The organism is Prosthecobacter sp. GW821-HT29F12 (assembly GCF_058803405.1).
Genome location: NZ_CM179517.1, coordinates 2,215,684 through 2,239,213, shown reverse-complemented (window position 1 = coordinate 2,239,213; position 23,530 = coordinate 2,215,684). Strand labels below are relative to the sequence as shown.

The 23,530-nt window shown below is 58.8% G+C and carries 23 protein-coding genes; 8 read left to right on the top strand and 15 right to left on the bottom strand.

Going from position 1 to position 23,530, the window contains the following annotated elements; all coding sequences use genetic code 11:
* Window positions 1–3,141 (top strand): efflux RND transporter permease subunit, encoded by a 3,141-nt coding sequence (locus AC3RLQ_RS09155; protein WP_493036390.1) that lies wholly within the window; start codon window positions 1–3, stop codon window positions 3,139–3,141.
* Window positions 3,142–3,391: 250 nt separating this feature from the next.
* On the opposite strand, the gene AC3RLQ_RS09150 is transcribed toward AC3RLQ_RS09155, so the two are convergent.
* From AC3RLQ_RS09150 to AC3RLQ_RS09130, 5 genes are all read right to left on the bottom strand, one after another.
* Entirely contained in the window at window positions 3,392–4,660 is a 1,269-nt protein-coding gene (locus AC3RLQ_RS09150; protein WP_493036388.1) for a polysaccharide pyruvyl transferase family protein, read from the bottom strand.
* Between the two features lie 248 nt (window positions 4,661–4,908).
* A complete protein-coding gene (locus tag AC3RLQ_RS09145) occupies window positions 4,909–5,775 on the bottom strand; it encodes a hypothetical protein (RefSeq protein ID WP_493036386.1) in 867 nt (288 codons plus the stop codon).
* 51 nt (window positions 5,776–5,826) lie between these two features.
* On the bottom strand, window positions 5,827–6,672 hold the full coding sequence (locus AC3RLQ_RS09140) for a ferredoxin family protein (RefSeq protein ID WP_493036384.1): 846 nt from the start codon (window positions 6,670–6,672) through the stop codon (window positions 5,827–5,829).
* Window positions 6,673–6,718: 46 nt separating this feature from the next.
* Window positions 6,719–7,063 (bottom strand): hypothetical protein, encoded by a 345-nt coding sequence (locus AC3RLQ_RS09135; protein WP_493036382.1) that lies wholly within the window; start codon window positions 7,061–7,063, stop codon window positions 6,719–6,721.
* A gap of 150 nt (window positions 7,064–7,213) precedes the next feature.
* Window positions 7,214–8,569, bottom strand: coding sequence for a sigma-54-dependent transcriptional regulator (locus tag AC3RLQ_RS09130; protein WP_493036380.1), 1,356 nt, complete (start codon window positions 8,567–8,569; stop codon window positions 7,214–7,216).
* Between the two features lie 452 nt (window positions 8,570–9,021).
* Here AC3RLQ_RS09130 and AC3RLQ_RS09125 point away from each other — a divergent pair, with 452 nt between their 5' ends.
* On the top strand, window positions 9,022–9,180 hold the full coding sequence (locus AC3RLQ_RS09125) for a hypothetical protein (protein ID WP_493036378.1): 159 nt from the start codon (window positions 9,022–9,024) through the stop codon (window positions 9,178–9,180).
* A 362-nt stretch (window positions 9,181–9,542) separates the two neighbouring features.
* Here the strand turns inward: AC3RLQ_RS09125 and AC3RLQ_RS09120 are convergent, their stop codons facing one another.
* Window positions 9,543–9,920, bottom strand: coding sequence for a hypothetical protein (locus AC3RLQ_RS09120; RefSeq protein ID WP_493036376.1), 378 nt, complete (start codon window positions 9,918–9,920; stop codon window positions 9,543–9,545).
* 208 nt (window positions 9,921–10,128) lie between these two features.
* On the opposite strand from AC3RLQ_RS09120, the gene AC3RLQ_RS09115 reads away from it, so the two are divergent.
* Window positions 10,129–13,815 (top strand): ATP-binding cassette domain-containing protein, encoded by a 3,687-nt coding sequence (locus AC3RLQ_RS09115; protein ID WP_493036374.1) that lies wholly within the window; start codon window positions 10,129–10,131, stop codon window positions 13,813–13,815.
* Between the two features lie 60 nt (window positions 13,816–13,875).
* Here AC3RLQ_RS09115 and AC3RLQ_RS09110 read toward each other — a convergent pair whose 3' ends face one another.
* The 6 genes from AC3RLQ_RS09110 to AC3RLQ_RS09085 form a co-directional block, all read right to left on the bottom strand.
* Window positions 13,876–14,331, bottom strand: coding sequence for a hypothetical protein (locus AC3RLQ_RS09110; protein WP_493036372.1), 456 nt, complete (start codon window positions 14,329–14,331; stop codon window positions 13,876–13,878).
* Between the two features lie 38 nt (window positions 14,332–14,369).
* On the bottom strand, window positions 14,370–14,633 hold the full coding sequence (locus tag AC3RLQ_RS09105; RefSeq protein ID WP_493036370.1) for a hypothetical protein: 264 nt from the start codon (window positions 14,631–14,633) through the stop codon (window positions 14,370–14,372).
* Window positions 14,630–16,543, bottom strand: coding sequence for a protein-disulfide reductase DsbD family protein (locus AC3RLQ_RS09100; RefSeq protein ID WP_493036368.1), 1,914 nt, complete (start codon window positions 16,541–16,543; stop codon window positions 14,630–14,632). Before AC3RLQ_RS09100 ends, AC3RLQ_RS09105 begins: the two co-directional genes overlap by 4 nt.
* 95 nt (window positions 16,544–16,638) lie before the next feature.
* Window positions 16,639–16,878, bottom strand: coding sequence for a CDGSH iron-sulfur domain-containing protein (locus AC3RLQ_RS09095; RefSeq protein ID WP_493036366.1), 240 nt, complete (start codon window positions 16,876–16,878; stop codon window positions 16,639–16,641).
* 61 nt (window positions 16,879–16,939) lie between these two features.
* Window positions 16,940–17,965, bottom strand: coding sequence for a quinone-dependent dihydroorotate dehydrogenase (locus AC3RLQ_RS09090; RefSeq protein ID WP_493036364.1), 1,026 nt, complete (start codon window positions 17,963–17,965; stop codon window positions 16,940–16,942).
* The gene (locus AC3RLQ_RS09085; protein ID WP_493036362.1) at window positions 17,962–18,618 is read right to left on the bottom strand and encodes an SGNH/GDSL hydrolase family protein; all 657 of its coding nucleotides are present in this window, start codon (window positions 18,616–18,618) and stop codon (window positions 17,962–17,964) included. Before AC3RLQ_RS09085 ends, AC3RLQ_RS09090 begins: the two co-directional genes overlap by 4 nt.
* Before the next feature lie 171 nt (window positions 18,619–18,789).
* On the opposite strand from AC3RLQ_RS09085, the gene rpmJ reads away from it, so the two are divergent.
* From rpmJ to AC3RLQ_RS09060, 5 genes are all read left to right on the top strand, one after another.
* Window positions 18,790–18,903 carry a 50S ribosomal protein L36 gene (gene rpmJ, locus AC3RLQ_RS09080; RefSeq protein ID WP_133796336.1) on the top strand — a complete coding sequence of 38 codons (114 nt, stop codon included), beginning with the start codon at window positions 18,790–18,792 and terminating at the stop codon, window positions 18,901–18,903.
* Between the two features lie 30 nt (window positions 18,904–18,933).
* Window positions 18,934–19,308, top strand: coding sequence for a 30S ribosomal protein S13 (gene rpsM / locus AC3RLQ_RS09075; RefSeq protein WP_395731177.1), 375 nt, complete (start codon window positions 18,934–18,936; stop codon window positions 19,306–19,308).
* A gap of 32 nt (window positions 19,309–19,340) precedes the next feature.
* Complete coding sequence (rpsK, locus tag AC3RLQ_RS09070) at window positions 19,341–19,910, top strand: 30S ribosomal protein S11 (RefSeq protein ID WP_422323627.1); 570 nt, start codon at window positions 19,341–19,343, stop codon at window positions 19,908–19,910.
* Between the two features lie 27 nt (window positions 19,911–19,937).
* Window positions 19,938–20,552, top strand: coding sequence for a 30S ribosomal protein S4 (gene rpsD, locus AC3RLQ_RS09065; protein WP_422323625.1), 615 nt, complete (start codon window positions 19,938–19,940; stop codon window positions 20,550–20,552).
* A gap of 82 nt (window positions 20,553–20,634) precedes the next feature.
* The gene (locus AC3RLQ_RS09060) at window positions 20,635–20,940 is read left to right on the top strand and encodes a gamma-butyrobetaine hydroxylase-like domain-containing protein (protein ID WP_493036358.1); all 306 of its coding nucleotides are present in this window, start codon (window positions 20,635–20,637) and stop codon (window positions 20,938–20,940) included.
* 26 nt (window positions 20,941–20,966) lie between these two features.
* Here AC3RLQ_RS09060 and AC3RLQ_RS09055 read toward each other — a convergent pair whose 3' ends face one another.
* From AC3RLQ_RS09055 to AC3RLQ_RS09045, 3 genes are all read right to left on the bottom strand, one after another.
* Window positions 20,967–21,386 (bottom strand): secondary thiamine-phosphate synthase enzyme YjbQ, encoded by a 420-nt coding sequence (locus AC3RLQ_RS09055; protein ID WP_397381118.1) that lies wholly within the window; start codon window positions 21,384–21,386, stop codon window positions 20,967–20,969.
* A 111-nt stretch (window positions 21,387–21,497) separates the two neighbouring features.
* Window positions 21,498–21,968 (bottom strand): redoxin domain-containing protein, encoded by a 471-nt coding sequence (locus AC3RLQ_RS09050; RefSeq protein ID WP_493036356.1) that lies wholly within the window; start codon window positions 21,966–21,968, stop codon window positions 21,498–21,500.
* Between the two features lie 121 nt (window positions 21,969–22,089).
* Window positions 22,090–23,517: a DUF1501 domain-containing protein gene (locus AC3RLQ_RS09045; RefSeq protein ID WP_493036354.1), complete on the bottom strand. Its 1,428-nt coding sequence runs from the start codon at window positions 23,515–23,517 to the stop codon at window positions 22,090–22,092.
* Window positions 23,518–23,530 lie beyond the last annotated feature (13 nt).

The window sequence follows — 23,530 nt, the reverse complement described above, 5'->3', positions numbered from 1 at the left end:
ATGTCACGCTTCTTCATTGACCGGCCTGTTTTCGCGTGGGTCATCGCCATCATCATCATGCTGGCGGGGGCGCTCTCCATCGAGAGTCTGCCCATCGCCCAGTATCCGAGCATCGCGCCGCCCACCATCGCGATCATCGCGACGTATCCTGGCGCTTCGGCCAAGACGCTGGAAGACACGGTGACGCAGGTCATTGAGCAGAAGCTCAATGGCATTGACCACCTGCGCTACATTGAATCAGCCAGTACTTCGGACGGTACCGCGACGATCACCGTCACGTTTGATGGTGAAGCCAATGCTGACACCGCGCAGGTGCAGGTGCAGAACAAGGTCGCGCTCGCCATTCCATCGCTGCCGCTGGAAGTGCAGCAGCAGGGCGTGCAGGTGAACAAATCGGTGCGCAACTTCCTCATCGTCGTGGGTCTCATTTCCACGGACGGCAGCATGTCCAACACCGACCTCGCCGACTACAATGCCAGTGTTATGAAGGATCCCATCAGCCGTCTGCAGGGCGTGGGTGAGATCCAGGCCTTCGGCACGCAGTATGCCATGCGCATCTGGCTGAATCCCGACCAGCTGACCAAGTATCAGCTTTCCACGAATGACGTCATCGCCGCCGTGCGTGCCCAAAATGCGCAGATTTCCGCCGGTGCGCTCGGGGCGCTGCCCGCCACGGAAGGCCAGCTTCTAAATGCCACGGTCATGGCGCAGAGCCGCCTGCAGACGCCGGAGCAGTTTGGCGCCATCTTGCTGCGGGTCAGTCAGGATGGTTCGCGTGTCTTCCTGCGGGATGTCGCACGCACGGAGCTGGGCAGTGAATCCTACAACGTCATGGCGCGCTACAATGGCATGCCTGCCAGCGGCATGGCCATCCGGCCTGCGCTGGGTGCCAATGCTCTGGAAACCGTGAACATCGTGAAGAAGAAGGTGGAGGAGCTCTCGCAGTTCTTCCCACCGGGCGTGAAGGCCATCTATCCCTACGACACCACGCAGTTTGTGCGCATCTCTGTGGAAGAGGTGGTGAAGACGCTCATTGAGGCTGTCATTCTCGTCTTCGTGGTGATGTTCGTCTTCCTGCAAAGCTGGCGTGCCACGCTGATCCCCACCATTGCCGTGCCTGTCGTGTTGCTCGGCACCTTTGGTATCATGTCGGCGGCCGGGTATTCCATCAATACACTGACGCTGTTTGGTCTGGTGCTGGCCATCGGCCTGCTGGTGGATGACGCCATCGTCGTGGTCGAAAACGTCGAGCGTGTGATGCAGGAGGAGGGGCTCTCGCCGAAGGAAGCCACGCGCAAATCCATGGATCAGATCAGTGGTGCGCTTGTGGGCATCGGGCTGGTACTCAGCGCGGCCTTTGTTCCCATGGCCTTCTTCACGGGTTCCAGCGGTGTCATCTACCGGCAGTTCTCTCTCATCATTGTCAGTTCGGTCACGCTCTCCGTGCTGGTTGCGCTGATTCTCACACCGGCTCTCTGCGCCACTCTGCTGAAGCCGGTGGCCAAAGACCACGGCATCAACAAACGCGGCCCCTTCGGCTGGTTTAACCGTGCCTTCGAGCGAACGGCAGATCATTACACGAACGCGGTCGCCGTGTTCCTGCGGCACTATGTGCTCGCGCTCATCCCTTATATCGCCATCGGCGTCGCGGTCGTTTTTCTCTTCGAGCGCGCACCCACCGGCTTCCTGCCGGATGAAGACACTGGCGTTCTCTTTGCCATGGCTCAGCTTCCACCCGGATCCACGCGTGATCAGTCGGATCAAGTGCTGAAGAAAATGGAGAAGCATTTCTTCGAGGAGGAGAAGGACGTGGTCGAGGGCGGCTTCGGCGTGCTGGGCTTCAGCTTCAGCGGCAATGCGCAGAACCAGGTGCTCATGTTCGTCAAACTCAAGCCCTGGGAGGAGCGCAAACTGCCGGCGCAGAAAGTGAAAGCCATCCAGATGCGGGCATTGGGCAAGTTCGGTCAGATCAAGGAAGCTCTCGCCTTCGCTTTCGCGCCACCCGCCGTCCTGGAACTCGGCACCGCGACCGGCTTTGACATGCGCCTTGTCGATCTCGGCGGGCTGGGGCATGAGGCACTTATGGATGCCCAAGGCCAGCTTCTCGGCATGGCCTCGAAAAATCCTCTCCTCGCCTCCGTTCGCCCCAATGGACTTGCGGATACGGCTGCTTATCAAATCGAAATCGACCAGGAAAAAGCCAGCGCGCTGGGTCTCTCACTGGCTGACATCAATGCCTCCCTCAGCACCATCCTTGGCTCCACCTACATCAATGATTTCATCGACAAGAACCGCGTGAAACGCGTGATGATGCAGGGAGATGCCCCGTTCCGCATGCTGCCGGAGGACATCAACCGCTGGTATGTGCGCAATGCCCAGGGCGGCATGGTGCCGTTCTCCGCCTTCTCCAGCGCTTCTTGGAAAATGGGCTCGCCGAAGCTTGAGCGCTTCAATGGCTCGCCGTCGCTTTCCATCCTTGGTGAACCCTCTCCGGGGCACAGTTCCGGTGAGGCCATTCACGAGATCATTCAGATGGCGAAGTCACTGCCGCCTGGCATTGGCGTTGCCTGGGCGGGGCTGTCATATGAGGAGCAAATGTCCGGCTCCAAGGCCTCATCGGTTTACATCATCGCTTTGCTCATGGTCTTCCTCTGCCTTGCCGCGCTGTATGAGAGCTGGGCCATTCCGTTCTCCGTGATGATGGACATGCCGCTCGGCGCGCTGGGTGTGGTCGCCGCCACACAGTGGCGCGGCATGCCTAACGACATCTATTTTCAAATTGGCCTCATCACCATCATCGGCCTCTCTGCCAAGAACGCGATCTTGGTCGTGGAATTTGCCAAGGAGCATTTTGATCGTGGAGCCACGCTCATTGATGCCGCACTTCACGCTGTTCGTCAGCGTCTGCGTCCGATCCTAATGACCTCCATCGCATTTGGTCTTGGAGTGCTGCCACTGGCGATCAACACTGGCGCGGGTTCTGGCAGTCAGAACGCCATTGGCACCGGGATTGTGGGTGGTGCGGTGACAACCACGTTGCTGGGGCTGTTCTTCGTGCCGTTGTACTTTGTGGTCATTCTGCGGTTATTCCGGGTGAAGCCGCTCAATGCGCATGAAGGGCATAAGGCTGAGGCAAAGTAGTTCAGAGAGCGCCCCGCATTTGGACTGCGGTCGCGAAGTGAGGAACGAGCGCAGCTACCGTTTTCGACGTGCCGCATGGTGCGCGAATACCCGGGGAACTCCAAAGGCGGGGGGCAGCCGCCTTTCGCAAGCCGGTGAGCAAACGTAGGTCACGAGACGCTCGAAAGCGGCAGCTGGCGCGGCCGCACTCCAAACATGCCTTCGAACAACGATGCTCTATTTGTGAAATGGGGTCGCGCAGTAAGACAGCTCACGCCTTGATGACTCCCTTCAGCACCTTCATCTGAGAAGCAGCGCGCTCCTCGACAAAGGCCATCGCCTTTTTGACCTTGGCCTGGGCCGCGGGGTAGTCTTTGTGGATGCTCATGAGGATCTCGAACATCTTGGTGGCCGGGGTGGCGTCGAACTCGGGGGCCCATTCTTCGAGGCCGATGTCCTTGAACATCCAACACTTGGGCGAGTGGAATTCGGAGAAGGTGTGCATCATCGGCGTGCCCATGGCCAGGGCCATGATGGGCGTGTGCGGCTCGTGGCAGATGACGGTGTGGGCACGGGCGTAGAAGGAGCAGGCTTCGTCCACGTTCCAGAATTCGTCAAAGTTGACCACGTAGGGCTTCAGGCCGTCCGGCAGGGTGTCGTAGATGAACTTCTTGTTGTACTCCATCTCCTTGTTCACCTCCGGGGCGATGACGACCTTGAACCCAGTTTCCTTCACCCACATGGCGATGAGGTCCTGATAGACCTTCGCGCGGCGGGTGTCGTCGGCGATGTTCTCCGGGGTGGGGTGCAGCGGGTTGAGCTTCTGCGGGCGTTTGTCATCCACGCCGGGGCTGCTGGGGGAGTGCGTGCGGAGTTGGATCGTGATGAACTTCTTCTCCTCCAGGCCGTGCTTCTTCATCCGTGCGAGGGCTTTTGCATCATCGCGCACGTCGATGCCGAAGCAGCCATCCGGACCGAACTCCAGCACCGGCGGCTTCACGCCCGCTTCCTGGAGCAGCTTCAGCGTCTTGGAATCGCGGCAGTAGATGTAGGCCGCGCTGTTCAGCAGCGCGATGCGCTTCTCCGCATCCTTGCCCGTGACCATGTCCGGGAAGTAGGACTGCCCCTGCAACCCCCACGGCTTGCCCAGCTTCTGGCAGTAGATCATGAAATCCGTGCTCTGCCCCATGCCGGGCCCGCGCAGGAAAAAGTCGCAGCGTTTCACCGCCTCCTGCACCGCGCCACCCTCTTTGGTGAGAGAGCCCTTCACGATTTCCAGCTTGGGAAACCGCTTCCTCAGCATCGCATCCACCGCCTCATTCGTGTTCATTGCCCACAGAATGACCGTCGCCTCCGGCAGATACTGCTCCAGGAAGCGCAGCGTGCCCGGCGTGTGCCCAATGTCGCCGATGTTCTTCGTGGCCCAGCCGCATTGAAGGAGGACGGTTTTTTGAGAAGGTGCCGTTTGAGCGAATGCGGAAAGGGCGGGGGAGCCGAGTGTGAGCGCGGAGGTTTGGAGGAAGGAGCGGCGGGTGGGCATGGTATGATTGCTGAGAAATGGACGGCCCTCTGGAGGCTCCGATATTTTTTCGCTAACGGATCGAATGCTTATGTCTTGCCTAATTGAGATACTATAGGGAAGCCAAGTGCATGAGGCAGTAGGAAACGGTTTTTTGATTTTTTTAGACCAGATCTTGGTCTGCCGTATATTATTCTGGCTCCATAATCTCCAACTTAAGATCTGACGCACACTTATGCGAATGATAGTTAACAGTCTTGCTAGGCTCATCAATTAGCCTTGCGCAAAAGAACACGAAGGGAAAATTCTTCGCAAAATGCCCACATTCCCCGCTCATCCATTTCGAGTTTTAGTTTAATGGGGGTGGTTCCATTATGGCCTAATTTGGCTGCTTCAGCAAGAATGCGCTGGGGATCTGCTTTAATTGAGCGCTCCAATGACACAACGGTTTTTGCACATCTATCTGACATTAGAAGCACATCGGAACCTGTTCCATCGCTCATCATGCCGCCTCCAATTGGTGCATAAATGGTTCCATCATCCATCTTAATTACAGTATTAAAGTGCACCTTTCGTAACTGCTTAATATCTTGGCTGTCGGGATTGTGAGCTACATCAACTATTCCCTTGATTCGGAAGTGCTCAATTACAGATGGCCAATTTTCATGTATAATCTCAACAACTTCCCGGTTAGACCAGTCGCCATGAGGATACACTTGTATTTCATGGACCGTAGTGGCGTTTACTAGAACAAATAAAATAGGCCCGCTGCGCTCTACAAATCCATCAGTTTCGATTACTTCACCAAGGTGCAAATGATGAACACCCCAATCACTAAGGAGATCGTCTTCTCCAGCCACTTTTTTTAAACCTCGACTCAGATGGGGGGTAAGGTCCTCTCCATTTTTGATTTTATCCTCGAGGGTACTCAGGCCTGCCTTTAGATCGTCTGGACAAATGAAGTTTGTTGATCTTTTGATGGAGCGTTTTGCGGCGGGAATTCTACGCCGAAGGGCATTAAAGTATAGAATAGAAATGTCTTCGTGAGATGCACCTGCAGGTATGCTATATCCTAATGCCACCAAGCGAGCACTCGCTATAGCAATCCAGTCATCGTAAAAATTTGCCTCGATCATATCAGATTTTTTAAAATTTCTGTATTTTCCTTTCTCTCACTTCGTCTCCCCCTACTGCGCCGCCAGTGCCGCTGCGGCTCTCGCCTTCGCAATCTCCGCCTTCTTCAAAATCTCTTCCGTACTCGGCAGGCTCGCCAGCACATCCGCCGGGATAAACCCATCGCCCACCAGCTTGGTCAGGCACTTCTTCCGTTCATCCAGGGCCTTGTCCGGGCTGCGTTCTTTGCTGAAGCGGGATTTGGCGGCGGCGCTGCGGTCTTTGAGGGCGGAGTAGATGTCGCCGCCGAGGAGGGAGGAGATGTCGACTTTGATCTTCTCGCGGCCGGCTTCGTGCTCGTTGATCTCGTCGCCGTTGATCGGTCCCGCCTGATACTTGGGGAACATGATGGCGACCTCAGGGCAGACGCGGGAGCAGGCGGGGCAGTTGGTCTTGCAGTTGTCGTTGTTCTGCACCTGGATCTTGTTGTCCTCGCTGACGCCATAGACGTCGAAGAGGCAGAAGCTGAGGCACTGCATGCAGTTGGTGCAGCGGGAGTAGTCGATGACGGGGAACCAGGGCTTCCATTTGCCGGGCTCGTTCATGGTTTTCTCGCCGCGGGATTTGTCCACCAGCGCGACGATGGCATCAGGCTCCAGGCCGGTGATGTCGCAGGTGTCGATGGTGATCTTGCCGGTGGCGTCTTCCAGCGTGGGGGCTTTGCCCTCGAAAGCGCCGAGCACGAGTAGGTTGCGTTCATCATGCGGCATGGCGGGCGCGCCGAGGCTGCTGCGGGTGACGGTGTAGCCTTTGTCCAGCAGGGCCATCATGACCTTGGCACGGGACTCGGCGGGAAGTTGGATGCTGCCGCTGCCTTCATAAAGGACGACGCGGAGCGGGCGATGAGTGTGGGTGATCATGAGGAGATAATTGAGGAATGACGAAACCCGAATGACGAATGAAGGATCAGGCAGCGGGTGCTGCTTCGGCGCTGAGGAGGGCGTCGGCGATTTCCTGCGCGGTCTGGGTGCGCATGTTGAGGATCTCGGTGTCGGCGGGCAGCGGGAATCCCGCCTGCTGGAAGAGGCCTTTCACGGCGCGAGGGTAGCAGGCGGCGATGCGGAGCTTGCCACAGGAGGCGATGGCTTGCAGGCGGGGATCGCGGTGAGCGGCCATCTCGCAGAGATCGGAGACGGTTTCAAAGCTGGCGTTCGAGTCGCAGAGCTTCTGCAGGACTTCGTTTTTGACGCCGGTAGGAACGACCTGGGCGTAGGCGCAGCGGCAGTAAAGGATGGTGGCAGGGGTACTCAAAAGGGCGCGAAAAAGGTGGAGATCAGTGTGGGCTCAGGTGGCGAACTACGCAACACCAGTGAAGGCGGGCATGGCAAATTTAGGCCTAAAAGCACAAAGTCGGCGCGAGGCCGACTTTGTGGTTTAGCGCTAGTCGATTGGTACGAAGGCCTACGAGGTGGTCTTGCGTTCAACGTTGAGGCCCATCTTCCGGTACAGCGTGGCGATGGAGACGCCGAGCATACTGGCGGTCTTTTCGCGGGAGCCGCTGTTGTACTTGAGAGTTTCCTGAATGAAGGCGCGCTCCTGCCCCTTGATGAAGTCATCAAGCGTTGAGCCGATGGGCAGCTTGGTGACGCCTTCGGTGGTGGAAGGGGTGGGAATCTCGATCTGCTGGGTGACTTTGGCCGGCAGGTCGGAGGGGCGGACGCGGTCATTTTCCGCAAAGGCGCAAGCGCGTTCAATGGCGTTGCGCAGTTCGCTGACGTTGCCGGGCCAGTTGTACTTCTCCAGGAATTCGATGGCCCCGGCGTCGATGGTCTTGGGCTTGGAGTCAGTGCGATCGGCGAGGTCTTTGAGGAAATGCTCGACGAGCGGGCGCACGTCCACGCGGCGCTCACGCAGCGGCGGGATCTTGAGCGGGACGACGGAGAGCTTGTAGTACAAGTCTTCGCGGAATTTGCCGGCTTTCACCGCGTCTTCCAGGGAGGTCGTGCTGGAGACCACGAGGCGGAAATCTGCGCCGCTGGAGCCGTTGCCCCAGCCTTTTTTCGACTGCGCTTCGTCCAGGAAGGTGTTCAACTGGGCCTGTATGCGGGCCGGGAGCTGATTGATTTCCGCCAGATGAATGGTGCCGCCGGAGACGCGATTGAAGATGGCGGTCTGGCCGAAGAGCTCGGTTTCGAGGGCGTCTTCCGGCATGGCGCTGCACTGCAGTTCCTTATAAGGAGAGTTGTTGCGGCGGCTGGCTTCATGCAAAGCGCGGGCGACCATGTGCTTGCCGACGCCGAATTCACCTTCGAGAAGGACGGGGCTGTCGTTGTTGGCCACGCGGCGCACAATATCAAAAATGCGCTGAATGGCATCGCTGTGACCGATGAGCTTTGAGGCCGAGGAGGAACGAAGCGTCGCGCTGGGGATGCTCGTAGGTGTGGCAGCGGCGATGCCGTTGCGCTGCAGGGCCTGATTCACTGTCTTGATGAGATCGCCAAGGTCGAAAGGCTTGGTGAGGTAGTCAAAGGCACCCAAGCGCATGGCTTCCACGGCGGTTTCCACGCTGCCATGACCGGTGACCATGATGACGGCGGTGCTGGGGAATTGATCCTTGCACATGCTCACGAGATCGAGACCATTCACATCGCCGATGCGAAGGTCCACAATGACGAGGTCGGGCTGGTTGGAACGGATGGCCGCAATGCCGTCGATGCCGGTGGTACAGCCAAAAACTTGATGACCCGCAGCTTTGCAAAGCTTGGTCATGAGTTCGAGGATGGCGGCTTCGTCGTCTATGATTACTAGTTTAGCCATATTATTTTCGTGAAGTGAGAGGCATGGTTGATTGTTAAATAGGCTAAACGTTTCTCAGGATTGCGTCAATTTAAGATTCTCAAAAAAGAGAATGGAGGGCTTTTAGGGGGATGTCGGAGGTCCTGTATCACGTGTCGCAAGAGCTAAGCTGGATGGTCTTTGGCCCCCCTTCAGCTTCTTCCCAGCGGGGTAATCAGTGCGGGATTTAACCGGGTCTCACTGGAGGATCGCAACTCTTGGTTTTTACGAGGGTTTCTCCACCTGCAGTCAATCCAACCAGCACACCCACATGAAATCCAAAACCAACCGACTCTCCTGGCTTTGCGGTGCTCTCGCGCTCAGCGTCGCTCCATTGCAAGCCCAAGATGCCAAGCCTGCAGATCAACCGCCCGCCGCTACGCCACTTCCTCCCGCAGCACCCAAAGTGGATGCGCCGCCTGCTGCGGCACCACGTGACCTGCCGCGTCCTGGAGAACAGCGGGAAGGGAATGGTCCTCGGCCTGATACCCTGCGTGAACCGCAGCGCCGCCCGGATGGGGCTGGTCCGCGTGATGGCGCTCCGCCGCAGCGTGACGCACAGCCCCAGCGCGATAGGCAGCGTGGACCTGTGAATCCTCCGCAGAGCGGAGGCCCCGGCCCCATAAATCCCCCTACCGCTGGCAACCGCACTCCTGATCAGGGCCCTGGACATGGCCGCGAGGGCTTCCGCCGTCCACCCATGGACGGGCAGCAGGGTGGTGAGCATCCGCGCGGCGAGCCGCAGGCTCAGGGCAATCGCGGCCCGATGAACCACCCTCAGCACGAAGGCGGTCGGGGACAGCAACATGCGGGTCGTCAGGATCATTTTCGCCAGTCCCCAGAACCGGGAGGCAATGAACAGGGCGGTTTCCGGCCTCGCGCCGAAGGCCGTGGTCCGCAGTCTTTCGCCCAGCGCGGAGCGTTTGGTGCACAGCGTGGCGGAGAAGGTTTCCGCTCACCTCAAGGTGGCGATCCGGGCGGGCAGATGCATCGCGGCCGCGGCCCTGAGGGCAGGATGGGGCGTGGCAGGGGCCAGCGCTTTGGCGGTCGGCATCAGCCTCAGAATTTCGGCAGTTCTCGTGGAGATTCGAGATTTGGCGGTCCGCGTGGTCCAGCGCCCCGGTTTGACCAGCATCGGGGTCCCGGCCCGCAGCAGTTTGGGCAGCAACGCGGTGGAGAACATCGTGGCGAAGGCCCCCAGCACTTCGAGCGGCCAATGCATCAGCCTCCGCAGGAGGGCATGAGAGGCGGAGAACGCGGGCACGGTCCAGCTCCACGAGACGGTGGTCCGCATCTGGCCCCGCCTTTTCACCGGGGGCAGGAAGGACCGCATGGCCCGCCGCCGATGAACCATGAGCGTGGCCGCGAAGGCCCGCCGCGTGATCGGAGCGTGTGACAATTACGAGTGCCAAAAATCATGGCATGGCGGCCCGGGCAAACCGGGCCGCTTTTTTTTTGCGTAATTGCAGGCGGCATTCGCGTCTCGTGTGTTGTGTTTGTGCAAACGAACTCCATAGTCGCGCCGCCGCCCGCAGCCCCGCATGGGCCGCCACGAAATCCACCGCATGAGCTTGGTCAAAAAACTCGCCAAAATGTTGAACTCAAAAGCGCAGTCCTCTGCGAACGGAGTTCATGGACCGGCGGAGCTCCCATGGTGGTCGCCGGACCGGTGGGCACACCATTGGAATGGCCAGCCGCAGGTGTCCGCCGCCTCGGCCGCCACCGCCAATACCATGCTGCCGGTGCTGATCGAAGTCTTCGCGGCTTTCAGCAAGCTGGACGGCAACATCGAGGAGGAGGAAGTCGAATCCAGTCTTGGTTACCTGCGCTATGACTACCCGGAGGCGATCTACGCCGACATGCGGCGCCTCTATTTTGAGGCCCTGCAGGAGCCGCAGGACCTGACGCAGCGCGCGAAGGAGCTGAGCCAGAAACTTACCCAGGAGCAAAAGATCCTGCTGGGCGTGCAGTTGTACCTGCTCATTTCGCGTGCGCAGCAGAATCAGCGGCAGATGGTGGAGTTTTACCTCTTCATGACGAATCTGGGCATCGCCGCCCAGGCCATCGACATCGTCTATCAGCTCAATGCAGGGGACAAGCCGCCGGAAGAGGGGTTTTCCACCAAGGGCGGCCAGCCGCTGGACACGTTGCGCATCGGTGCCACGAAGAATTGCGACGTGCTGCTGCGCTCCCTTTCAGATGACTGCTCCGTGGTGGCGTTCCGGTTTCAAAACCTTGTGCTGCTGAAAAACACCGGCAGCATTTCCATCCTGGTGCGCAGCCGTCGGCAGCCGCCGGGAGAATTCTCGCGGCTTTATCCGGGCGAGCGCGTGGTGATGGAGGACGTGACGCTGGACTACAATGACCTGATCACCTACTTCAACTCCAAGAAGACGCTGTCAGGCACGCAGATCTACCTGACCCTCACGGAAAATGGCAGCGCAGAAATCGCCCCGCAGCGCACGCGCGGCACGAATCTGCGCCTCAGCTTTGGCTTGGGCGTCACGGTGGAGGCCCTGCGTACAACCAAGGCCACGCTGAATGGCGTGGTGCTCAGCAGCGGCACCGTGGTGGAGGCCAGCATTGAGGACAGCATCATTGCCCATGGTGAAGTGGAAATCGCGCTGCGTGATCTGCGCGTGCGTGCGCAGGAATTTGGCGGGCAGTTCCGGCTGGAAGGCAGCCGCAACACGTACCTTGTCTCCAACAAGCCTGAGCTGCTGGATGAGGGAGACATTCTCCTCTCTGAAGACACCGATGGTGAAATCCTGCTGCGCATTGAGTGCAATTACGCGCAGAAGACCGGCGTGCTTGAAGTGCTGCGTTCCTCGCGCCCGCTATACATTGGTTTGATTCCGGTGCGTGACAGGATCACCCTCAATGACGGTGACACCATCACGCTGGGTGAAGGGCAATACCTGCGCTGCCACTTTGCTGACCGCATCATCGAAGAGGAGCGCAACACCGTGCGCCAGATCGAGGTGCGCGAGCTCAGCCATCGATTCGACGGCCGTGACACCGCGCAGGACGGCGTGAGCTTCATCGCGCGTCGTGGCGAGATGATTTGCGTCATGGGGCCCAGCGGCTGCGGCAAGAGCACGCTGCTGCGCATTCTCGGCGGGCAGCTTAAACCCAAGGGAGGCGAAGTGCTGATGAACGGCATGGCGCTGTATGATAACCTGCACAATCTCACGCCTTACATCGCCTACATTCCGCAGGAGGATGCCTTTGACCCCTTGCTGAAGGTGCAGGAAAATCTGGACTTCTCGGTGGCGGTGCGCTGTCCGCATCTGAAAACCGAGGAGCGGCGCAAGCGTGTGGATGCGAAGCTGGCGGAACTCGGCCTGGCCGATCTGCGTGACCGGCTGGCCGGCACGCCGCAGCAGAAATTTCTCAGCGGTGGCGAGCGCAAGCGACTCAATGCGGGACTCGACATGATCGGCATCTCCGACGTGTACCTCTTTGATGAGCCGACTTCCGGCCTCTCATCCAAGGACAGCGAGCACGTGCTCGAAATCATCCGCAGTTTGGCGCGCAACAAGATCGTCATCACCTCCATCCATCAGCCCAGCTCACGGCTGCTGCAGATGTTTGACAAGGCCCTGCTGCTCGACAAGGGCGGCAAGCTGGCCTACTTCGGCACGCCGCAGGGCATGATCGAGTACTTCTGGCGCGTGTACCACACGGAGACCGGCCAGGCGGGGGATGCCGAGGCTCAGCCGCCCGACAAGCTCACACCGGACTTTGTCTTCGACGTGCTGGAAACACCGCTGCGAGACATCAGCGGAGACATCATTCATGAACGCAGTGCGGACGGGCATCTGGTGGCTGCGCGCCGATTTCCGCCCAACTTCTGGCGCGATTCCTATCAGCGGCATCTCATCATGGAGAGCATGGCCAAGCAGCGGTCCGCGCCGGGCAGCACCAGCCTCATTGCCCGGCCCAAGCGGGATGAAAGCCACAGCGCCAGCCGCATGCGCAGCACGCCCAAGCCGCCGAAGCACACCTTCCGTGAGGAGAGCATCCTCTTCTTCACCCTGCTGAAGCGCGCTTTTCTGAGCAAACTGCGCAACCGCACGAACCTGCTGACGACCCTGCTCGAAGCTCCCTTGCTTGCCTGGATCATTTCCAGCGTGCTCAAGTACTCTGAGGAGGCGCACTACACCTTTGCCACTGCCTTCCACATACCGACGTACCTCTTCATGAGTCTCGTCGTGGCGATGTTTCTTGGCCTGACCAACAGCGCCGATGAAATCATCCGTGACCGCCACACCCTGAGCCGGGAGCGAAATCACAACCTGCGAACGTTTTACTATCTCAGCGGCAAGATCATCTCGCTCTCCACCTTTGCGCTCATCCAATGTGTGATTTACCTGCTCATCGGCAACTGGGTGCTCGAGATCCGCGACATGTTCCTGATTCACCTCTGGTGGATGTTCCTCACCTCTCTCACGGGCGTCTGTCTGGGACTGTTCATTTCCAGCATCGTCAGTGACAACCGCACTGCGGTGAATGCCATCCCGCTGCTGCTGATTCCGCAGATCATCCTCGGGGGGGCGCTGATCAAGTACGAGGAGATGAACAAGAACCTCGACCTTGTCTATTCCGTGGGCAAGTGGCTCAAAAAATCCGGCAATGACGAGGAAAACGCCAGCAAGCTCAAGGTGCCCTTCATCTGTCAGTTCATGCCGCTGCGCTGGTCTTATGAGGGCATGGTCATTTCGCAGTCCAAGCTCAATCCGCTCACGCGTAATCAGGACTTCCTCGACGAACGCATCCAATCGCTGCTGCCGCCTTCAGGGGCGGAAATGAATGACCGGCAGCGTCATGAACTGGAACTTACCAAGCAGTCCCTCGCGGTCGTGTCCGGCCTCTATGCCGAGAACCCACGCGAAATCTCCAAGCGCCTCGGCTCCATCCGTGATGCGGTGCTCAGCGGCCGCATCGAGCCACCCATGCTCGACAGCATGCTGCAGCAGAACGACGGGGTCAGTGCCGAAGAAATCTACGTGAACCGCAAGGTGCTCGACCTCGTGACCAAGGCCGAGATGGAACGCGAGGACTACCGCCGCAAGACCAGCCCGAACGTGTTCTTCGGTACGCGAAAAATGTATCTAGGCACCAAGTACAACACCCTTTGGATCAACAGCATCGTCATCCTGTTTACACTGTCGCTCATCATCGCCGCGGTGGAGCTGAGTCTGCGCAGGCAGTTGACGAAGGTGTAGTGGGTCAAGTCATTGTGATCGCTCTCGTCGCCTGCCTGTAGCGGGTAGGACGGGTATTCACTAATGCGGAGGGTGGATGATAATGCTGACGAAGGCGATGGATACACTCACGAGGTTAGCGGCAAAGAGGAGCCAGAAACCTCGCCTGCCTAGCTTTTGCTTGAAGCCGTTCTGGAGTACCAATCCCTCGACCAAAGTATTGACACCTGCAGCGAGTAAGACAGTCGCGCCCCAGGTGACCGGGTTGAATGTGCCGACGTTGAACAACGGGTGGATAGTGATGCCGGCAAGCAACTCCCAGAGGATGCCGGAAAGGGGAATCAGCAGCATGCCCAATGCAGCGGAGGCGAGATTCATTGTGATGTCGGCAGTCAGGCAGCGCCTGCCTCGCAGATTGGTAGCCCGACGAATGAAGAAAAATTCCACGAGCAAACCTGCGGCAATTGGCCACACTGCAAGCATTCTGCTGGTGAGATACAGAGCGGGCCAGACAAGATTGGCGAGAATGGATGTCATTTCATGAAAGGCGTCCAGGTTGCCTGACTGATGAGTGATCAGGTGCGCTTGGATGCGACTGCATCCGGAAGTTCCTCGAAAAGGTCCTTCCAAACGAGAATGTCTTCATCGTCTGCGATGTCCCACACCCGCAGCGACTCGCGCTCTGATTGCCTGAAAAAATAACCTGTAATGCCGTCATAGCGCGACCATGCGAATGAGTCGAACAGTAGAACTTCGTCAGCCACGAACGAGTCGCGCAGTGCCGCGAACGTATGACGGACACGGTAACGCTTTCCAACGATGAAAGGGCAGTCACTCACTTCTCCAGCTTCTTCAGCGCCGCCGTCACATTCCCCACCGTGAGCAGTTCATCGAGGATGAAAGGTTCTTCCACTCCGGGGATGTAGAGCACGTTCACTGGCACGGCGCGTTTGCCCAGGGCTTCGAGGGCGAGGCGGATGGTTTCGTTTTCGTCGGACCAGTCGGCCTTGAGGGTGGCGACATGGTGCTGCTTGAAGAGGGCTCGCAGACCTGTGTCGGAATAGACACGTTTGTTGACCTGGCAGGTCCAGCACCAGGAGGCGGTGAAGTCGATGTAGACGGGCTGCTTGGCGGCACGCAGCGCGGCTACTTTTTCGGGAGACCAAGTTTCCCAATGCAGCGCATCGGGGTCTTTGAGATTCACGGCTTCTTCAGCGTGTGAGCGTTTGGCCGAGGCATTGGGCAAGCCGAACCACAGGCCGCCTGCAATGGCGAGGAATGTGAGCAGTCGGGCGATGTTCTGTGTGCGCTCGGGCTTGTGGGGCAGGGCCCAGCGGCCGTAGATCCAGCAGCCCAGGGCGATGAGCACAAGGCTCAGGATGGCGAACAGCACGGGCAGGCCTTCGATCTGATTGGTCAACACGTAGAGCATGAAGCCCACAGTACCGAAGAGCAGGAAGGACATGCCCTGCTTGAAACTTTCCATCCATGCGCCGGGGCGTGGCAGGGCGGAGATGAGGCCGGGGAAAAGGGAGAGCAGCAAAAACGGACTGGCGAGACCGAGGCCGATCAGTGTGAAGATCAGCATCGATTGCGAAGCAGGCATCGCGAGCGTGGCCCCAAGTGCGGTGCCGAGAAACGGAGCGGAGCAGGGGGTGGCCACCACTGTGGCGAGCAGGCCGGAAAAGAAGGAGCCGCCGAGACCGCCTTTCGACTGCAGGCCTGAGCCAACGCCGATGGCCGAGGTGCCGATCTCAAACAGGCCTGCCATGTTCAGGGCGAAGATGAGGAAGAAGGCGGCGAGGAAGAAATTGAAAGCCGGTGATTGAAGCTGGGACCCCCAGCCCTTGTTCAGCGCGATGGCGAATCCACCCAGCACCCAGAACGAGAGCAGCACACCCACGGTGTACATCAGGCCATGCAGCACCACCTTTCGGCGGTCTTCACCCGCCTGCTGCACCACGCTGGTGACCTTGATTCCGAGAACCGGAAACACGCAGGGCATGATGTTGAGGATCAAGCCGCCGATGAAGGCGTAGAGGAGCAACTGCGCAAAGGTCAGGGGAATTTTCGGTGCGGCGGCTGGCGCGGCAGCAGGGGCTGTTACTGGTTCTACAACCTTGGGCGCAGCTGGCTTCGCTTCATTCGCAGCAGGCGCTACGGCTGTGCCCTCAGAGCCTTTTTTTTCTGCGGCAGGCGTGCTGCCAAATGCGGCGGCATTCGCTTCATTGGCCACAGGCGTTGCGGCCACATTCAGTGTGAGCGCGACTTCTTTGACAAAGGGCAGGCAGCTCTTCGGATCGCACACGAGCGCATTCACTTTCACTTTCAGTTCGGCGCTGCTGCCCACGGCGGCACTGGCTGGTGGGGTGATTTTTACCGGGAGATACACGGTGCCATCATAGCCATCGCTAATCGCTCCGTCAGTGGAGGGGACTTGATGGGTTGCTGGCCAGGGCAGTTCCTCGATCTGCCAGCCTTCGGGCAGGTTCCAAGTCAGCTTGGTGGGTTTGCCGATGACGCCCGGAGGAAGAACTTTGCCATAGGTGTGGCAATCCTTGGCATGAACAAGTTTGACCGCAGCCTGAAACGGCTGGCCGGGTGCGGCGGCGGACACTGCCGCGACTAGTTCCGCCGTGACGCGCTCCTGCTTCGGAGCAGCGGCTTCGCCAAAGCCAAAGGATTGCGAGTAGGCGACGGTGGCGACGAGCAGCGAGGCGGCGAGTGACAGGAAACAGCTTCGATTCATGGTTGGGGAGGGTGGCAGGTAGGAGAACGCGCCGTGCGGGTTATTCCCATCACGGCGCGTTTCGCTGACTTAGAATACTTAAAGAGCTTTACGAATCAGAGCGCCTTGTGGCTGCCATCGCAGAAAGGCGGGTTCTTGGTCTGCTTGCAGTTGCACAGCCAGACCTTCTTGGCTTCAGGCAGATTGAATTTCTTCGGGCCAAAACCGGTGCCCTTATGGGTGCCATCGCACATCGGCTGATGACCGCTCAAACCGCAGGCGCACCACCAATGGTCTCCAGCAGGAAGTTCAACAGCGACGGGTTGTTTCTCGTGAATTTTGGGAAGATTTTCCATGGTGGTTAATCTGGCAGATGGGGAAAGAAGGTCAAGGCGTGCAGGTGGATGTTGTGACGGGCTATTTGATGGTCTCCAGAACCTCTCTCACAAGGCCCGGTCCACGATACACCAGCCCGCTGTACACCTGCACAAGGGCGGCTCCCGCTTTCATCTTCTCAACCGCATCTTTTCCGCAGACGATGCCGCCGACTCCGATGAGCGGGATCTGCTCCTTCAGCAGCATGCGGAAGGCCTGCAGCACGAGGTTGGAGCGCTCACGCACTGGTGCACCGCTAAGGCCGCCGGTTTCATTCGCCAGACGATGGTCTGTGATGGCGGTGCGATCAATGGTTGTGTTGGTGGCGATGACGCCGTCGATGTCCTGTTCATTGAAGACGCGGGCGAGCGCCTCGATCTGCATCTCATTGAGATCGGGAGCGATCTTGACGAGAAACGGCACCTGCTTGCCGTGCTCCTTCTTCAAGACGGCCTGTTCCTTCTTTAAAGCAGAGATCAGTTCACGCACCGCACCCTCGGCCTGGAGATCGCGCAGCCCCTTGGTATTCGGAGAGGAGATGTTCACCGCGATGTAATCTGCGACTGGATACGCGGCCTTGAGGCAGATGAGATAATCCTTCACGGCATCTTCATTCGGCGTGTCGAAGTTCTTGCCGATGTTCACTCCGACGACGGCTTTGGTGCGACGATGCTTGAGCTTCGCAACGGCGGACTGAATGCCGGGGTTGTTGAAGCCCATGCGGTTGATCAGCGCTTCATGCTCCGGAAGGCGGAAGAGGCGCGGTTTTGGATTCCCCGGCTGCGGGCGCGGCGTGAGCGTGCCGACTTCGACTGCGCCAAGTCCGAGCGCCCCCCAGGCCTCCACGGCGCTGGCAGACTTGTCCATGCCGGCTGCGAGTCCGAGAACATTGGGAAAGGTGAGCCCCATCACACTGCGCGATTGCTGGGGGCCGCTGACCACTGACCTGAGCATGCCGAGGCGATGCGCGATGATCATCATCTTTACCGTGAGTGTGTGGGCACGTTCGGCATCAAGCCGGAAGAGCCACGGTTTCAGCACGGGATAAAAGGATTCGATCAAGGTCATGCGTCAGGCGGGAGGATGGATTTCACGAGTGCTGCCACGGCTTTGCCGAGTCGTCCATGTGCAGCCGCATCTAAATGGATGCCGTCGCTGCCGGGCTCGATCAGTGTTTGTGTATTGAGGAAGCCGCAGCCGAGTGAACTGGCAACAGCTTCATAATACTTGGGCAGCCTGCGGCTGTCTTTTTGACCCGTGGGGAACTTGGCGGCGACGTCTGGCAGGTGCAGTTGATCGCCGATGGCCGGCGGGCAGAGCAGCAGGAGTTTCGGGGCTTTGTTGCCAATGCCGGCATCGCTGCCCAGGATCATCTGCGCCAGCATTTTGACTCCAGTGGCGATCTCTCCGGGGGAAACGCCATACACGGCTTTGAGGTCATTCGAGCCGAGCATCAACACCACCAGATCCAGCGGCTTGTGGGATTCCAGGATGGCAGGCAGCACCGTCTTGCCATTGCGTGCGAGGGCAAAGGGGTCGTCGTGTACGGTGGTACGACCATTTTGCCCTTCTTCGATCACCCGAAAGCTGGTGCCCAGTTCGTGGGCCAGAATTCCAGTCCAGCGCACGTCATGCGGGTGGCGTTCAGGGCAGGGGAGTGAGATGCTGTCGGGTTTGAAGCCCCAGGTGTTAGAATCGCCAAAACAGAGAACGTTTTTCATCAGGCGTGCATGATGCCTTTCATCGAGGCGGGGGCAACTGCTCTCCACAAATGTGAATAACTCATCAAATTCCAGCTTGCGCCTCTTTTCGTCTGTGTTAGACATCCTGCCCCCTGCTCCAAAAGCAGGGTTTTGAGTTCCCCCAGACTCACCTTCTTTCACTACTCCTGTATGCGCGTCCGTACCTCCGTTAAACCTCTCTGCGAACTTTGCCGTGTTATCCGCCGCAAAGGTGTTGTCCGTGTTGTCTGCAAAAATCCACGCCATAAACAGCGTCAGGGTTAATCCTTTCTTTAAATCCCAATACACTGAATTATGGCCCGCCTGCTTGGAGTCGAAATCCCGAACGAAAAGAAAATCGAATACTCACTTCCGTATATCTACGGCATTGGGCTTTCCGTCAGCCGCAAGATTCTTGCTGCCACCAATATCGACCCGAACATTCGGGCAGGTGAACTGAGCGACGAACAGATCGCTGCCATCACCCAGACCGTTCAGGGGATGAAGATTCCGATCGAAGGCGACCTTCGTCGTGAGCTTCAGATGCACATGAAGCGCATCCTTGGTATCAACTGCTACCGTGCCCATCGTCATCGTCGTGGTCTGCCAGTGCGCGGCCAGCGTACCCACACCAACGCCCGCACTCGCAAGGGTCCACGTAAGACCGTGGGCGCCCAGAAGGCGAAGTAATCTGAATTTTAGCAACGTCCCCGTTCCATATCATGGCTGAAGAAACGACCCCCACCGCACCCGCCGCCGCAGCACCAGCTCCGGCAGCAGCCCCCGCTCCGGTAGCGGCACCCGCCCCTGGCGCAGCACCTGCTGCTCCTGGTGCAGACCAACGCCCCTCCGGCAGTGGCGACAAGCAGGTTTCCCAGAGCGTCTGGCTCGAAATCGGTGGTGAAGCCGCCGAACAGAAGGTCGTCAAGGCCAAGGGTTCCAAGAACGTCTCCTCAGGTCTTGTCCACGTCTACGCCACCTTCAACAACACCATCGTAACGATCACCGACCGCGCAGGTGGTGTGATCGGCTGGTCCACTGCTGGCAAGATGGGCTTCCGTGGTTCCCGTAAAGGCACTGCATACGCCGCTCAGGTGGTTGCGCAGGATGCCTGCCGTCAGGCAATGGGCCATGGTCTGCGTGAAGCTGAAGTCCGCCTTCGTGGTCCTGGCTCCGGCCGTGAGTCCGCTGTGCGTGCCGTTCAGGCCCTCGGTGTCGAAGTGACCACCATCAAGGACGTCACTCCCATCCCGCACAACGGCTGCCGTCCGCCAAAAGCACGTCGCGTCTAATTTTTCAGCTCTTTTCTCTTACCCATTATGGCACGCTACACAGGTCCTCGCGAAAAAATCAATCGCCGTTTCGGCATTGCGCTTTTCGGTCCTTCCAAATCTCTCGAAACCCGTAATTTCCCACCAGGACAGCACGGTGCTCGCAACACCCGCCGCAAGACCTCTGAGTACGGCACCGCCCTCGCTGAAAAGCAGAAGCTGCGCTATCAGTACGGCCTCATGGAAAAGCAGTTCCGCCGCTTCTTCGCTGAAGCTCAGCGCCGCAAGGGCGTGACCGGTGAAAACCTGCTTCAGATGCTCGAACTGCGCCTCGACAATGTCGTGTATCGCATGGGCTTCGCCAACACCCGTTTCGCTTCCCGTCAGCTCGTCAGCCATCGTCACATCACTGTGAACGGCAAAGTGGTGAACATCGCCAGCTATCAGGTCAAGCCCGGTGACGTCGTTGCCGCCCGCGCCAGCAGCCAGCGCAGCCAGCAGCTCATCGGTCGTTTCCTTGAAATGACCCAGGGCACTCCTGCTTCTGACTGGATGACTGTCGATCGCGACAAGATGAGCGGTGTTGTCAATCGCGTCCCAGTGCGCGAAGAGATCAACCCGATCGCCAACGAGCAGCTCGTCGTCGAACTCTACTCCCGTTAATCCCTCCGGATTAGCCATCATTCTTCAAGAGGGACGCTTTCGGGCGTCCCTTTTGCTTTCCCACCCTCGTAGCCTTTCTCTCATGACACCGACCCGCCTGGAACTCATCGGAACCGAAGTTGCCCTCGTTTGGAGCGATGGCACCGAGCAGTTCATCTCCATGGAAAAACTGCGCGCCGCCTCACCCAGCGCCGAGAACACCGGCGAACGAGATCTTCTTGGAAAAAAGATCGGTGGCACCAATCAAAAGCACTTTCCTGGCGTCACGGTGAAGGACTGGCGCATGGTTGGCGGCTACGCGATCCAGTTTGATTTCAGTGACGGGCACAATACCGGGCTTTACTCGTTTGATTATCTCCGCGCGTTGGATGGTGTGGATGCCGCGTAAGAGCGCTGGCATGCGATATTTCGCATTCATTCCCCCACCACGCTGACCACAATGCTCCGCGTATGCGGGGCACGGCGGTGCTCGAATAGAAAAATACCCTGCCATGTCCCAAGGGCGAGTCTGCCGTTCACGACGGGAATGACTTCGGAGGTGCGGGTCAGCGCCATGCGCAGATGGCTCGGCATGTCGTCCGGCCCCTCATAGGTGTGAACGAAATAAGGCGTGTCCTCTGGAACTAGGTGGTCAAAGAAGCTGTGCAGGTCGGTGCGTGCGGATGGATCGGCATTCTCGTAGATCACCAGGCTCGCGCTTGTGTGCTGCACAAACACAGTGACCGTGCCCGTGCGGATGCCACTGACGCGCACGATCTCCTGACAGCGCTCGGTGATTTCATAGGTGCCCTTGCCCCGGGTGGGGATGGAGAATTGATCAGCGTGAGCGGCCATGATTAGGGTAGATGACAGAACAAAGCTACGAACGGCCTGAGCACTCAACCACAAAAAATGCCATGTGATGATGAATCACATGGCATCGGAGTGTTGAAAACTGCAGGTCGATTACGACAGCTCAGCAAGCTTGGCCTTCACCGCAGCGAAGTCAGGAAGATCTTTCGGTGTGGCGGTCTGTTCGGCGTATTGAATGACGCCATTTTTGTCGATGACGAAAGCTGCGCGGGCGGAGGTGTCGCCGATGCCGGCGAGGCCTGGGAAGAGCACGTCGTAAGCCTTGGTGGTTTCTTTGTTCAGGTCGCTGACAAGCGTGATGCCGATCTTTTCCTTCTGAGCCCAGGCTTCCTGTGCAAAGGGGCTGTCCACGCTGATGCCGATGACATCGGCGTTCAAGTCGCTGTAGGAGCTGAGACCTGCGGTAATGTCGCAGAGTTCCTGGGTGCAGACGCCTGTGAAAGCGAGGGGGAAGAAAAGCAGGACGGTGTTCTTGCCAGCTGGGAGCGAGACATCGCTAAGGCCGGTGGCGGATTTCGATTTGAGGGTGAAGCCAGGGGCTTTGGAGCCGACGGAGAGTGCCATAGAGGTTGTGTGGGTGTGGGTTGCGTTCAGGCCGTGTGGCCAGGAGTCCGGTTATCAAGGCCAGACTGGCCTTCAGGTCAAACTAACGTTGCTGCTCTCCGTTTTGGATGCCCTGCCGTATTTACGCCAGCGGGAGCAGTTCTTTGATTGGATCCCCGAAGGGGAGGATGGGCATCGGGCGGCCCTGAAAGTCATCAAAGGAGTCTTCCGGGTCGATGCCGAGATGCTGATACACCGTGGCCCAGAGGTCGTTGGGGCTCAGTGGGCGCTCGATGGGGAATTCTGCCCGTGGATTTGTCGCTCCGATGATCTGGCCAGTTTGCATGCCGCCGCCGCTGACGATGAAGGACATTGCACTGGGCCAATGGTCGCGCCCAGGCTGGCTCACGCCGGTCTGGGTGCCGATCTGCGTGTTGATCTTGGGTGTGCGGCCAAACTCACCGGTGATGATGACGAGCACGTCTTTATCCAGCCCGCGCTGGTGGATGTCCTCGATCAATGCAGACGCTGCCTGATCATACACCGGCATGCGCCAGCGGGCGTCGGCGTACATGTCACAGTTCACCGCGTGGCTGTCCCAGTTGTAGGTGCAGTTTTTCGGGATGGTCGTGGAGAAAGGGTTCTCCCAAACCATGGTCACAAAACGGCAGCCAGCTTCCACGAGACGGCGTGCCATGAGTCCGCGCTGGCCGTAGGTGCTGTAGCCGTAGCGCTCGCGTGTCTGGGCAGACTCCTGGGTCAGGTCAAAGGCATCACGCACCGAGGGCGTGGTGAGCATGCCAAACGCCCTCTGACTGAAGCTGTCCATGGCGTCCATGAGGCCGCTGCGGTCCATCTCGCGCTTGAGATTGTCCATGCCCTTGAGCAGGTGCATGCGGTCGTCCATGCGTGAAGCCATGTCAGGCGTCAGGCCGATGTTCTCGACCTTGAAATCCTTGGCGCTGGGATCTCCCACCACCATGAACGGGGAGGCGGAAGGCCCGAGATAGGCTGCGCCCATGGAAAACACATCGATGCCGCTGCGACCACGATCCACACCTGCCACACAGGTGGGCATGGGCTGCCCGGCGCGCTGCAGCTTGCGGGTGATGATGGACTGCACCGAGGGCGCATCATTGACGAAGCCCACCGGCAGCGCGGGATTGCGCCCGGTCATGAAGCGCTTGTGCCCTCCGCCATGATCCGAGAACTCATGATGCACGCTGCGGATGATGTTGAACTTGTCAGCGATTTTGGCCTGCTTGGGAAACAGTTCGCAGATGTGTGTGCCGGGCACCTTGGTACGGATCGGATTGAGCACACCACGATATTCCACCGGCGCATTCGGTTTCATGTCATAGCTCTCCAGCTGCGACATGCCGCCCGGCAACCAGACAAAAATGACCGACTTGTCCTTGAGCCGTTTTCCTGCCGCCTTGGCGATCGTCTCTGCACGCAAGGTGTCGCTCAGTGACCAGCCTGTGAGTCCGAGCGTGCCCATGCTGAGAAAACTCCGCCGTGACAGCGGGCCGGAGCAGCGGTGGGGGGAGGCGGAGGACGAGAAGGACATGGGATGTCACAGA